The 12,755-nt window shown below is 74.1% G+C and carries 10 protein-coding genes; 7 read left to right on the top strand and 3 right to left on the bottom strand.

The window, feature by feature from the left end; all coding sequences use genetic code 11:
* Positions 1–6 precede the first annotated feature (6 nt).
* From GA0070616_RS08320 to GA0070616_RS08310, 3 genes are all read left to right on the top strand, one after another.
* A complete protein-coding gene (locus tag GA0070616_RS08320; protein WP_245712700.1) occupies positions 7–1,002 on the top strand; it encodes a prephenate dehydrogenase in 996 nt (331 codons plus the stop codon).
* Between the two features lie 130 nt (positions 1,003–1,132).
* The gene (locus GA0070616_RS08315; protein ID WP_091078904.1) at positions 1,133–1,771 is read left to right on the top strand and encodes an SIMPL domain-containing protein; all 639 of its coding nucleotides are present in this window, start codon (positions 1,133–1,135) and stop codon (positions 1,769–1,771) included.
* Positions 1,771–2,418, top strand: coding sequence for a nucleoside/nucleotide kinase family protein (locus tag GA0070616_RS08310; RefSeq protein ID WP_091078901.1), 648 nt, complete (start codon positions 1,771–1,773; stop codon positions 2,416–2,418). Before GA0070616_RS08315 ends, GA0070616_RS08310 begins: the two co-directional genes overlap by 1 nt.
* Here the strand turns inward: GA0070616_RS08310 and GA0070616_RS08305 are convergent.
* The gene (locus GA0070616_RS08305) at positions 2,395–5,034 is read right to left on the bottom strand and encodes a hypothetical protein (RefSeq protein ID WP_091078898.1); all 2,640 of its coding nucleotides are present in this window, start codon (positions 5,032–5,034) and stop codon (positions 2,395–2,397) included. The two genes, GA0070616_RS08310 and GA0070616_RS08305, sit on opposite strands and share 24 nt — an antisense overlap.
* Positions 5,035–5,497: 463 nt before the next feature.
* Between GA0070616_RS08305 and GA0070616_RS08295 the strand changes: the two genes are divergently transcribed.
* Positions 5,498–8,833 (top strand): S8 family serine peptidase, encoded by a 3,336-nt coding sequence (locus tag GA0070616_RS08295; RefSeq protein ID WP_091078893.1) that lies wholly within the window; start codon positions 5,498–5,500, stop codon positions 8,831–8,833.
* Positions 8,834–8,887: 54 nt separating this feature from the next.
* Here the strand turns inward: GA0070616_RS08295 and dapD are convergent, their stop codons facing one another.
* The gene (gene dapD / locus GA0070616_RS08290; RefSeq protein ID WP_091078892.1) at positions 8,888–9,847 is read right to left on the bottom strand and encodes a 2,3,4,5-tetrahydropyridine-2,6-dicarboxylate N-succinyltransferase; all 960 of its coding nucleotides are present in this window, start codon (positions 9,845–9,847) and stop codon (positions 8,888–8,890) included.
* A gap of 80 nt (positions 9,848–9,927) precedes the next feature.
* On the opposite strand from dapD, the gene dapE reads away from it, so the two are divergent.
* A complete protein-coding gene (gene dapE, locus GA0070616_RS08285) occupies positions 9,928–11,001 on the top strand; it encodes a succinyl-diaminopimelate desuccinylase (protein ID WP_091078889.1) in 1,074 nt (357 codons plus the stop codon).
* A gap of 16 nt (positions 11,002–11,017) precedes the next feature.
* Here the strand turns inward: dapE and GA0070616_RS28035 are convergent, their stop codons facing one another.
* Positions 11,018–11,173 carry a hypothetical protein gene (locus GA0070616_RS28035; protein WP_175440014.1) on the bottom strand — a complete coding sequence of 52 codons (156 nt, stop codon included), beginning with the start codon at positions 11,171–11,173 and terminating at the stop codon, positions 11,018–11,020.
* 138 nt (positions 11,174–11,311) lie between these two features.
* On the opposite strand from GA0070616_RS28035, the gene GA0070616_RS08280 reads away from it, so the two are divergent.
* Together GA0070616_RS08280 and GA0070616_RS08275 are read left to right on the top strand one after the other, a co-directional pair.
* Positions 11,312–12,151, top strand: coding sequence for an LOG family protein (locus tag GA0070616_RS08280; RefSeq protein WP_091078885.1), 840 nt, complete (start codon positions 11,312–11,314; stop codon positions 12,149–12,151).
* Between the two features lie 2 nt (positions 12,152–12,153).
* A complete protein-coding gene (locus GA0070616_RS08275) occupies positions 12,154–12,699 on the top strand; it encodes an LOG family protein (protein ID WP_091078881.1) in 546 nt (181 codons plus the stop codon).
* Positions 12,700–12,755 lie beyond the last annotated feature (56 nt).

Here is a 12,755-nt window from a genome sequence, read left to right as displayed (position 1 = left end):
GAACGGGTGCGGGCGGCCGTCGTCGGCACCGGCCTGATCGGCGGGTCGGTGCTGCTGCGGCTGCACGCCGCCGGGCTGGACGTGACCGGGTGGGACCCGGACGAGGCGACCCGTGGGCAGGCGCGGCTGGCCGGCGTACCCGTGTCGCCGCGGCTGGTCGAGGCGGTGGCCGACCGGGACGTGGTGTTCCTCTGCGGGCCGCTGCCCACCCTGCCGGCGACGTTGCTGGAGGTCGCCGCGGCGACCCGCGACGACTGCCTGCTCACCGACGTCGGCAGCACCAAGGCGGAACTGGCCGCCTTCGCCCGGGGGCACGGCCTGACCGGCCGGTTCGTTCCCGGCCACCCGATGGCGGGGGCGGACACCGCCGGCCTCACCGCGGCCAGCGCCGCGCTGCTGGACGGGGCGGCCTGGGTGCTCTGCCCGTCGCCCGGCCCGGCGACGGAGGCGTTCCGCCGACTCGCCCGGCTGCTGACGGTGGTGTTCGACGCCCGGGTCGTGCCGATGTCGCCGGCCGACCACGACGCCGCCGCCGCGCTGGCCTCGCACGTGCCGCACCTGCTCGCCGGGGCACTGGCCGGCGCGGTGCGGCGCTCCGCGCTGCGGGAGGCGGTGCTCTCGCTGGCCGCCGGCAGTTTCCGCGACGGAACCCGGGTGGCCGGCACCCCGCCGCAGCGCACGGTGAACATGCTGCTGGGCAACCGCCGTGAGGTGCTGGACTCCCTGACCGCGGTCACCGCGGTTCTCGACGAGCTGGCCGACGCGCTGCGGTCCGCCGACGGCGCCACCCTCACCGCCCGGTACGCGGAGGCCCGTGCCGCCCGCGTCGCGCTGGCCGGGCGCACGTACGACGAGCAGGTGCGGTCGTTCCCGGTCGACGGCGACCACGCCGACGAGGTGGCCTGGCTGTGCGGACTGGGCGCGTCGGGCGGCCATCTGAGCGGCTGCGGGGTCGACGACACCACCGTCTCCTACGCCGCCGTCCTGCCCCACGCTGACTAGCCCCACGCGCGGACCTGTCCGGCGCGGACCGGTGCGCGCCGACCGGTCCCGCGCGCGGACCGGTCCCGCGCGCGGCGATCACCGTCCGCATCGGCGGGCGCTTCGGGTTCCCCGCCGCTAGGGTGGGGGCATGGTGGACGGACCGGTGGTGGCGGTGCGCGGCGAGGCGTACCGGGAGGTTCCTCCGGAACTGGCCCGGTTCACGGTCACCGCGTCGGCCCGCGACAGGGACCGGGAGGCAACCCTGACCCGGCTGGCCGAGCGGGCGGCGGCGGTGCGGGTGCTCCTCGACGATCCGCTGATCGACCGCCGGGAGACGGGCGACCTGCGGGTGCGGCCCGAGACCCGGCGCTCCGGCGAGCGGGTGGTGGCGTGGCACGGCAGCGTGGTCACGACCGTGACGGTCACCGACTTCACCGCCCTCGGTGAGCTGATGCTGCGCCTGGCCGACCAGGATCAGGTCGAGGTGGCCGGCCCGTGGTGGTCGTTGCGGCCGGACAGCCCGGCCCGCCGGGAGGCCCGGCACGCCGCGATCACCGACGCGCTGCACCGGGCCCGGGAGTACGCAGAGGCGCTCGGTGCCCAGGTCACCGCCCTGGTTGAGTTGGCCGACGAGGGGGCGGGCGCCCAACCCATGATGATGACCCGGGCGGCGTTCGACGGCGGTCTGCCGGAGAGCACCCCGGCGCTGGAACTGGATCCGCAGCCGCAGCCCGTCCACGCGAGCGTGCTGGCGCGGTTCGTGATCAGCGAGCCGGTCCTGTCCTGATGCCCGCCGCCCGGGTGCTGTCCGTCGCCGATCTGGTGGCCCGCGCCAACACCCTGGCCGAGGCCGGTCCCCGGCAGTTGCTCGGCATCGTCGGTGCGCCCGGGGCGGGAAAGTCCACCCTGGCCGCGCAGGTGGTGGCGGCGGTCGGGCCAACGGCCCGGCTGGTGCCGATGGATGGTTTCCACCTCGCCCAGGCGGCGTTGCGGCGGTTGGGTCGGGCCGACCGCAAGGGCGCCATCGACACCTTCGACGCCAACGGATACGTCTCGCTGCTGCGCCGGCTGCGCCGCCGGGAACCGACCTCCGTGTGGGCCCCGGAGTTCCGCCGGGAGCTGGAGGAGCCGGTGGCGGGGGCGATCGAGGTGCCGCCGGAGGTCCGGCTCGTGGTGACCGAGGGCAACTACCTGCTGGTGCGGGACTTTCCCTGGGAGGAGGTGCGGTCGTTGCTGCACGACGCGTGGTACCTCGACCTGGAGGCGGAGCTGCGGCTGCGCCGGCTGACCGCGCGACACGAGGCGTACGGGCGGTCGCCGGAGGAGGCCCGGGCCTGGGCGTGGGGCAGCGACGAGGAGAACGCCGCCGTGGTCGCCGCCACCGCGGACCGCGCCGATCTGGTGGTACGGCTAGTCGAACCCCCGCCGGGGTGACGGCACGGGCTGGCGCAGCAGCCATGCCACTCGGGAGCGTTCCCGCTGGAACTCGGCCGCGTCCGGGTAGCCGCTGTGGCTGCGGATCGGCGGGTCGGCGACCTCGCCGTCGCTGGGGTGCAGCGCCTGCGGGTCGGTGACCGCCATGTCGCGCTCGCCGGCGGTGACCGGCCAGCCCAGCGGATCGGTGGCCCGCCAGAAGTTGGTCCAGCCGGTGGTTCCGCAGGGGCGGGCCAGTGCCTCGGCCAGTGCGGGCAGGCGATCGGGGCCGAAGTATGCGGGGAACACCCGCCCGTAGAGCCGGGTGAGCTGGCAGCCGTACGAGAGGAACCAGATGCGCCGCCGCCAGCGGGCCGGCAGTTGGAGCACGACGGCCGCGCAGATGACGGTGCCCTGGCTGTGTCCGGACAGGATGATGCCGTCCATCCGGCGCGGGTCCTGGTGGGGCAGGGCCAGCAGACCGGCGGTGCGGGTGAGCAGTTCGGGAACGGCCCGTTCGGCGTAGCTGGGCGGGGCGAGCGGATGCGCGGCGCGGGGCCAGAAGGTTCCCAGGTCCCAGATGACCCCCACCGAGCGGCGGACCGTGTCGTTGCGGTACACGAGCAGCCCCAGGGTGGCGATCAGCACGGGCAGCCAGCCCAGCAGGGCGTCACCCAGGTCGGCGATCGCCACCACGGCCGCCGCGCCTCCGTCGGCCGGGTGGAACGGATGCACCTGTGGCCGGGTGGGGGAGAGCACGGCGGCGACCCCGAAGGCGGCCAGCACCAGGATCCCGGCCGCGTACCAGCCCACCAGCCGCACGGCCTGCTCGCCGACGAGCCGGTGCAGCGCCCGGTAGGTGGCGACCTCCCGTCCACGGCGTAGTTCGTGGGCGGAGAGCCGGCGGTCGTCGTGGGCCAGCGCGGCGTACTCCGCGCGGCGCAGCCGGTGGAACAGCAGCACGGCGCGTACGGCGACCGCGCCGAGCAGCAGCAGGGCGGTGGCGAAGCAGAACCCGGCCCACATCACCGGGATCGGCGGCACCACGGTGGGCGGACCGCCGGGGGTGGCGGCGCCGTTCAACCGGTCGGTGACCCAGTAGAGCAGCCCGGCACAGTAGGCGATGCAGAGCAGCCAGCCGGCTCCGGCGACAACCGCCGGGGCCCGTCCGCCCCAGGCGAGGTCGCTGTGGGGTTCCGGGGACCGGCTGCCGGTGGCCTGCCGGGAGCGGGGCAGCAGCAGGCCGGTGGTGGCGAGCGCGATGCCGGGCACCGCGAGCTGCCAGGGTTCCCACGGTACGGCGGGGAGGCCGGGCAGCCAGCCGGACCGCCAGAACGTGCCGGCGACGATCAGCAGCGTCGCCGCGGCAGGGGCGACGAGGGCCCGCCGGCCCGAACGCGCGGCGCCCCCGATCGCGATCAGCAGGATCAGCTGGGCGGTGCCCAGCCAGGCGATGATCCAGTCGAACCCCGGCAGGGACCGGTCGACGCCGCAGCCGGGGGTGCCGGTGCAGCCCGCCGAGGGACGTAGGTCGGCCAGCGGCGTGCCGGCGGGACCGTCCGGCAGCAGCAGCACGAGGATCGTGCCGGCGAGGCCCAGGCCGGTGAGCACGACGACCGCGATGCTCCACCGGCCGAGCGGGGTGGCACCGGCCCGTCGGGTGAGCCAGGGCCGGCTGAGCGCCACCAGGGTGATGACCACCACGGCGACGAGCAGCGCGACGGTGGGCCAGGCCGCGACGGCCCGGCCGTCCCGGGGTGGGTCCAAGGCGAGGACGGTGCCCAGCGGCACGGCGGCGGCGACGACCACCCCGGAGCACAGGTGCAGGACGGCAGCCCGGCGCAGTTGCCCCTCGCCGCACCAGAAGGTCGGGTCCTGGAGGGGGTTCGTCGGTGGTCCGGGCGGCGGGTCCGGCGGCGGGGGTGCCTCGCCGGGCTGACCGGTGGGCACGTTCGCGTCGGCCGGCGCGGGTGCCGGCGGGCCGGCTGCGGGGGTGCGTGCCGGATCGGCGGGCATCTCCGCCTCGTACTGGTAGGTGCGCCAGGCGACGATGCCGAGCAGGGCGAGCAGGCCGAGCGGCACGAGCAGTCCCACGGCGAGTGAGCGGGCGCCCTGGTGCCACCAGCCCTGGCCGAGGAACTCCCACGGGCCCGGGACGCGACCGAGGCAGGACCGGTCGACGCACTGCCAGGCGATCAGGTCGACGCCGATGCCCGTGAAGGTGAGCACGACCGTGCCGGTGAGGCTCAGGCAGAACAGCCGAATCAGCCAGGCGGTGAGGCCGGAGCGGCTGGCCCAGCGCTCCGTGTCGGGGTCGGCGGGTATCCCCGGTCGGGCGTGCAGCGCCACGTTGGCGAGGGCGAAGGGCAGCAGCAGCGTCCACAGGGCCCGTTCGACGTCCCGCGCGGTCCGCGCGCCGGAGGTCAACTGCCCCCAGCTGTACGCCTCGACGGTGATCGGGTCGCGGGGGGAGGCGGCGGTGGACCGGTAGAAGCCGGTGACGGCGTCGCCCGCGACGAGGAGGGGTTGAGGCGTCGCGGGCTGGGGCGGGGTGGGCTCGGGTGCCAGTCCCAGCGTCTGGTGGGGAGGCGTGTTGGAGACTCCGTGTACGCGTAGTTCGAGAATCCGGCCGCCCATCTCCGCCTCCTAGTGACGACGTCACTACTCAGAGTGCACCTCGGATTAGGGGTTGCGCCACCCATGGAGGCCACGTTTATGCAGGTGGTGGCGTCTTGGGGTTGGTCGAGGTCGCGTACCGGTCGGGCGGGGTTGCCCACCGCGACCACGTTCGGTGGCAGGCTGCGGGTCGCCTCGGGCACCCGCGCCCGCCACGGTTCTCTCACCGACCGTCGCGATCGCCCCGCCGCCGGGCCACGTGTTGTCGCCGATCGTGATCGGTTCGGCCGCCTCCCACCTGGCCCGCCGGGCCTCGGGTCGACGGGGTGGGTGGAGGGTCGACACCTGCACGTTCGGGCCGACCTGGGCGTCGGGTGCCGCGTTGGCGGGTTCGTCAGATTCTGGACATCACTTTACATACTCAGTATGCAAGTCTGACCGTTGTCGATCGTCTCCATAGGAGACGCCCCACGAGGAGGTTCCGTTGCATCGACGAAGGAAACTGACCGCGGCCGGCCTGCTGGCCGGTCTGGTCCTCGGCACGCCGGCGGCAGTGACCGCCGCGCCGGCCGGCACCGCCCCGCCCACGTCGCCGAACGGGGTGGCCGGTGCCGCGTCCCCCGGCCGACCGGCCGCGACCACGGTCACGCTGATCACCGGTGACCGGGTCACCGTCACCGCCACCGGCCGGGCCAGCGTCCGCCCCGGTGCGGGCCGGGCCGACGTCCGGTTCCTCACCCGGCGGGACCGGGGACGCCTGGAGGTCGTCCCCGCCGACGCCCTGCCGCTGCTGCGCGCCGGCACCGTCGACCGCCGCTTCTTCGACGTCACCGGGCTCGTCGAGGCTGGCTACGACGACGCGCGGCGAGCCGACCTGCCGGTGCTGCTGCGCCAGCGGGCCGGCGCCGAGCGGCGGGCCGCCGCCCCCGGCGGGGTCACCGTCACCCGCGAACTGAACGCCATCGACGGGGTCGCGGCCACGGCCGACAAGAAGCGCGTCGGCGAACTGTGGACGACGATCAGCGGTGGCGGGGCCCGGATCGACACGGCGGGGGGTGTCGACCGGATCTGGCTCGACGGGCGGCGGAAGGTCACCCTGGAGCACAGCGTCCCCCAGATCGGGGCACCCGTCGCGCACCAGGCCGGCTTCACCGGCCGGGGCGTCCGGGTGGCGGTCCTCGACACCGGCGTCGACGCCGCCCACCCCGACCTGGTTGGCCGGGTGGCCGAGGCACGCAACTTCACCGAGGAGACCGACCCGGGCGACATCGTCGGGCACGGCACCCACGTGGCCTCGATCGTGGCGGGCAGCGGGGCCGCCTCCGGGGGGCGCAACCGGGGCGTGGCCCCCGACGCCACGCTGCTGTCCGGCAAGGTGTGTGAGCAGTACGGCTGCACCGAATCGGCGATCCTGGCCGGCATGCACTGGGCCGCCACCGAGCAGCGCGCCGACGTGGTCAACCTGAGCCTGGGCGGGTGGGACACCCCGGAGGTGGACCCGGTCGAGGAGGCGGTCGACACGCTCACCGCGCAGACGGGCGCGCTGTTCGTGATCTCGGCCGGCAACGCCGGCTCGGCCGGCAGCGTCGGCTCGCCGGCCAGCGCCGACGCCGCCCTCGCCGTCGGCGCCGTCGACCGCGACGACGAACTGGCCTGGTTCTCCAGCCAGGGCCCCCGGGTCGGCGACGACGCCCTCAAGCCCGACATCACCGCGCCCGGCGTCGACATCGTCGCCGCCCGTGCTGCGGGCACCCGGCTCGGCGAGCCGGCCGGCGAGGGGTACGTCACCCTCTCCGGCACCTCGATGTCCGCCCCGCACGTCGCGGGGGCCGCGGCCCTGCTCGCCCAGCGGCACACCGGCTGGACGGCCGGCCAGCTCAAGGCCACCCTGATGGCGTCGGCGAAGGCGCACCCGGAGCTGACCGCGTACCAGCAGGGGGCCGGTCGGGTCGACGTGGCCCGGGCGATCGACCAGGCGCTGGTGAGCGACCCGCCGAGCGTCTCCTTCGGACGCACGCTGTGGCCGCACGACGACGACGCCCCGGTCACCCGCGAGGTCACCTGGCGCAACGGCGGCACGACCGACCTGACGCTGAACCTGACCGTCGAGGCGTCCGGACCGGGCGGCGCGCCCGTTCCGGCCGGCCTGTTCCGGCTGAGCACCACGGCGCTCACCGTGCCGGCCGGTGGCACCGCGACCGCCACCGTCACCGCCGACACCGGCACCGGCGGCCCGGACGGCCACTGGACCGGCCGGATCGTCGCCCGCTCCGGGGCGGTCGCGGCGGTCACCCCGATCGCCGTCCACCAGGAGGTGGAGAGCTACACCGTGACGATCCGGCACCTCGACGGGGCGGGTGCACCCACCGGGAACCACAGCACCACGCTGGTCGACCTGGCGGACTTCGCCTCCTTCGACGTGTTCGACCCGGACGGCGTCGCCGAGGTGCGCCTGCCCAAGGGCCGGTACGGCCTGTCCAGCTACCTGTACGAGGACGGTGCGGAGCCGGGTGCCAGCCTGGTCGCCCAGCCGGAGCTGGTGGTCGACGGCGACACCGGCATCACCGTCGACGCGCGTCGGGCCAGGCCGATCCGGATGACGGTGCCGGACCGCTCCGCCACCCCGGCGCTGGTGGAGGTCAGCGCGAACTTCCTGATCGACGACGGCGGTTACAGCTTCGGACTGATCTCCGACGACTTCGCCGGCCTGGCCAGCGGCCAGCTCGGTGAGCGCGTGCCGGCGGACCGGTTCGTCGGCTCCGTGAGCAGCCAGTGGGCCGACCTGGAGGCGGACAGCAGCCCGTACCTGTACGCGCTGAGCGAGGTGTTCCCGGGCCGGCTGCCGGCCGGCTTCGAGCGCCACTACCGTCGTGGCGACCTGGCCACGATCACCCAGACGTTCCGTGGCGGCTACCCGGACCTCTCCGCCGAGCGGCTCGTCTTCCCCGCCCCGCCACATGACCTGGGCGGCTGGGCGGTCGGGCTGCCCACGACGGTCCCCGGCCGCCGGGTGGAGCACGTCAACACCCGGGGGATGGGCTGGACGACCGAACTGCTGTTCGGGGCGCCCACCGACGACGGCTGGCTCGACTACCGCGTGGCGCTGTCCTCGGACAGTCGTACGTACCGGGCCGGGCAGCGCTACCGGGACACCTGGAACGGCGCGCCGTACGGAGTGAACTTCCCGGCGCCGCGCCGCCCCGGCGAGGGGTTGACCCGGCAGGGCGACCTCATCACTCTCGCCGTGCCCCTGTTCAGCGATGCGGTCGGCCACGCCGGCGGTTCCGTCGTCGACAGCGCCCGCACGTCCCTCTACCGCGGGGGCGTGCTGGTCGGGGAGAGCCCAGAGCCCGGTTGGGGGCAGTTCGAGGTGCCCGCGGGCGCGGCCGACTACCGGCTGGAGTCGACGGCGAAGCGCAGCGTGGGCGACCTGAGCACCGAGGTGACCACGACGTGGACGTTCCCGTCCCGGCGTGCCCGTGGGAACGAGCCGCTGCGGCTGCCCGCCTCGGCGATCCGGTTCCTGCCTCCGCTGGACGCCGCCAACTCCGCGCCGGCCGGGAAGCTGTTCCCCGTCCCGGTGCAGGTGCACAGGCAGGCCGGCGCACCGGCGGCGAAGGTGACCGCGTTGCGCGTCGAGGTCTCCTACGACGGCGGGACGACGTGGCGGCGGGCCGACGTGGTCAAGGTCGGCGGACAGTGGACGGCCCTGCTCCGGCACCCGGCGGGACCGGGGCACGTGTCCCTCAAGGCGACCGCCCGGGCCGCCGACGGCACCACGGTCACCCAGCGCACCGTCCAGGCGTACCGCCTGCGGTGAGGCGTACCCCCTGCGGGTCCGTGGCCGACAGCCGCGGACCCGCAGGGTCGCCCGTCAGTCGTTGGCGTGCAACGCCGCGTTCAGTTCGATGCCCCGGCCGGTGCGCGGCTTCGCCTCCAGCGCGCCGGTGACGGAGTTGCGCCAGAACAGCAGCCCGTCCACCCCGGACAGGTCGCGGGCCTTGACCACCCGGCCGTCCGGCAGGGCGATCTTCGAGGCGGCGGTGATGTAGCAGCCGGCCTCCACCACGCAGTCGTCGCCGAGGGAGATGCCGACGCCCGCGTTCGCGCCGATCAGGCTGCGCTCGCCGATGCTGATCCGGTCGGTGCCACCCCCGGAGAGGGTGCCCATGATCGACGCGCCGCCGCCGATGTCGGAGCCGTCGCCGACGACCACGCCCTGCACGATCCGGCCCTCGACCATGGAGGTGCCGAGGGTGCCGGCGTTGAAGTTGACGAACCCCTCGTGCATGACCGTGGTGCCGGCGGCGAGGTGGGCGCCGAGGCGGACCCGGTCGGCGTCGGCGATCCGCACGCCTGCGGGCACGACGTAGTCGGTCATCCGGGGGAACTTGTCCACCCCGTACACGGCCAGGTGGCGGCCGGCGGCCCGCTCGATGACGCGCAGTTCGTCCACCCGCTCCGGCGGGCACGGGCCGGCCGAGGTCCAGGCCACGTTGGCCAGCTTGCCGAAGATGCCGTCGAGGTTCAGCTCGTTGGGCCGCACCAGGCGGTGGGAGAGCAGGTGCAGCCGCAGGTACGCGTCGGCCGCGTCCTTGATCGGCTCGTCGAGCGCGCCGATCACGGTGACCACCTGCACCGTCCGCAGGCCGGGCAGGCAGCGGTCGCCCACGGCACCGGGGGGCAGGTCCAGCACGTCGCCCTGGTCCTCACCGGCGATCAGCGGAAGCTTGCCGAGACCCAGCTTCCCCGTCGGGTACCAGGTGTCGAGCACCTGGTCGTCGGCGGTGACGGTGGCCAGGCCGATGCCCCACGCGGATTGTGTGGACGTCACGTGTTCACCCCTCGTTCGCTGCTGCCGGGCTCCGGGGCTCACCTCCCTCGGTCGCCGGATCTGACGGTACCGTGCCCTGCATGGAGAACCCGCTGACCCCCGAGGTCCTCGCCGATCCGGTGGCCCTGACCCGGGCGCTGGTCGACATCGAGTCCGTGTCCCTCGACGAGAAGGCGATCGCCGACTGTGTCGAGGAGGTGCTGCGGGCGGTACCGCACCTGTCCACCCACCGGCACGGCAACACGGTGATGGCCCGGACGGAACTGGGCCGGGCCACCCGGGTGGTGCTCGCCGGTCACCTGGACACCGTGCCGCTGAACAACAACTTCCCGTCGACGATGCGCGGCGACCTGATGTACGGCTGCGGCACCTCCGACATGAAGTCGGGGGTGGCGTTCGCGCTGCACCTGGCGGTGAGCCTGCCCGACCCGCGCTACGACGTGACGTACTTCTTCTACGAGGCCGAGGAGATCGAGTCGAAGTACAACGGCCTGCACCTGGTCGCGCAGGCGTACCCGCAGTGGCTGGAGGCCGACTTCGCGGTGCTGCTGGAGCCGACGTACGGCATCGTGGAGGCCGGCTGCCAGGGCACGATGCGGGCGGTCGTGACCACGCACGGCGAGCGGGCGCACGCGGCGCGGTCCTGGCACGGGGTGAACGCCATCCACGGGGCGGGTGAGGTGCTGCGCCGGCTCGGGGCCTACGAGGCACGCCGGGTGACCATCGACGGTTGCGACTACCGTGAGGGCCTGAACGCCGTCCGGGTCAACGGCGGCGTGGCGGGCAACGTGATCCCCGACCGCTGCGAAATCGAGATCAACTACCGGTACGCCCCGGACCGCGACCCGGCGGCGGCCGAGGCTCACCTGCGCGAGGTGTTCGCCGGCTTCGACCTGGCGGTGACCGATGCCGCGGCCGGTGCCGCACCGGGATTGGACAACCCGCCGGCCCAGGAGTTCCTGGCCGCCGTCGGGGCGGCTCCGATCGGCAAGTTCGGCTGGACGGACGTGGCCCGGTTCGCCGCGATGGGCATCCCGGCACTCAACTTCGGCCCCGGCGACCCGAACCTGGCCCACCACCGGGACGAGCACGTCGAGATCGGCAAGATCCGAGAGGGAGCGGCCACGCTGCACCGCTGGTTGGCCTCCGCCTGACCCGACGGGGGTCGGCTCAGGCGGGTGTCAGGTGGGAGGGGTCGGCGGGATCGCTGGCGGGGGTTTCCGGTGGGGACTCCAGAAGGCGGGCGCGGCGGCGTTCGGCCACCACGTCGCGGATCCGCCGCTCCATCTGGCGCCGGATCCGGATCCGTTCGTTGTTGGTGATCACGCTGTCTCCTCCCCCGAAGCGCGCTGCCGGGGCATACCCGGTATGTGAATAGTAGGACGTCCGGGCAAGCGAATTGGTTGCCCAAGATCACGAGTTGTTTGCCTGGCGGGTGGGGGTGACTCCACTACGGTTGCTCCCATGACCCGAAGCAACGCCCGCGAACCGGGACAAGAGCGGCACAGAGGTGCCGTGACGCTGCGCCGGCAGGCCATCCCGACCAGCACCGCCGACCAGCGCCTGCTCGACTCGCGGGCCCGCGACGACTGGAAGACCAAGGACGCCTGGCGGGCGCTGCGCATCCTCAGCGAGTTCGTCGAGGGGTTCGACACCCTCGCCGACCTGCCGCCGGCGGTCAGTGTCTTCGGCTCCGCCCGCAGCAAGCCCGACAGCCCCGAGTGCCAGCTCGCCGAGGCGCTCGGCGCGGCGCTGTCCCGTGCCGGGTACGCCGTCATCACCGGCGGCGGGCCGGGCGTCATGGAGGCGGCGAACCGGGGGGCCAGCGAGGCCGGTGGCCTCTCCGTCGGGCTGGGCATCGAGCTGCCGTTCGAGCAGGGCCTCAACGAGTGGGTCGACCTGGCCATCGACTTCCGTTACTTCTTCGCCCGCAAGACCATGTTCGTCAAGTACGCCCAGGCGTTCGTGGTGCTGCCCGGCGGCTTCGGCACGATGGACGAGCTGTTCGAGGCGCTCACCCTCGTGCAGACCGGCAAGGTCACCCGCTTCCCCGTGGTGCTGATGGGCGCGGACTACTGGCGCGGGCTGCTCGACTGGCTGCGCGACACCATGGCCGCCGAGGGCAAGATCGGCCCGGTCGACCTCGAACTGATCTGCGTCACCGACGAGGTCGAGGCGGCCGTCCGGCACATCGTGGATTCCGAGACCAACCTCTCGACGGAGCAGGAGGCGGTACGCGAGGAGGCCGTGGCCCGGACCGCCGCCGACCAGCGGGCCGCCGCGGAGCAGGGCGGGGAGGGCTGACCGTGGCGGCCATCTGCGTGTTCTGTGCGTCCTCGCGGACCCTCGACCAGCACTGGCTCGACCTGGCAGCCGCCACCGGCGCGGAGCTGGCCCGACGCGGGCACACGCTGGTCAGCGGTGGAGGCTGCGTCGGCATGATGGGTGCGCTCGCCGACGGCGCGCGGTCGGCCGGCGGGCGTACGGTCGGGGTGATCCCGCAGGCGCTGGTCGACCTTGAGGTCGCCGACCTCGCCTCCGACGAGCTGCTGGTCACCGAGTCGATGGCGGCTCGGAAGATCCTCATGATCGAGAAGTCGGACGCCTTTCTCACCCTGCCCGGCGGCCTCGGCACACTCGACGAACTGTTCGAGGTGTGGACCACCGCCACCCTCGCCATGCACGCCAAGCCGATGGTGCTGCTCGACACCGACGGCTTCTACCGGCCGATGGTCGACTGGCTGCGGTCGCTGGCCGAGCAGCGCTTCCTCAAGCCCGCCGGCCTCGACCTGGTCCACCTCGCCGACACCGTGGCCGGCGCGGTCGACGTCATCGAGTCCCACCTCACCTGAAGGCTGCGTGGAGCGGGCGCTGGCACGGATCGTCACGGGATGGCGGTGTGACGGGG

It is taken from the genome of Micromonospora nigra (genome assembly GCF_900091585.1).
Lineage (GTDB): Bacteria > Actinomycetota > Actinomycetes > Mycobacteriales > Micromonosporaceae > Micromonospora > Micromonospora nigra.
This window is presented reverse-complemented; position numbering and strand designations above follow the sequence as displayed.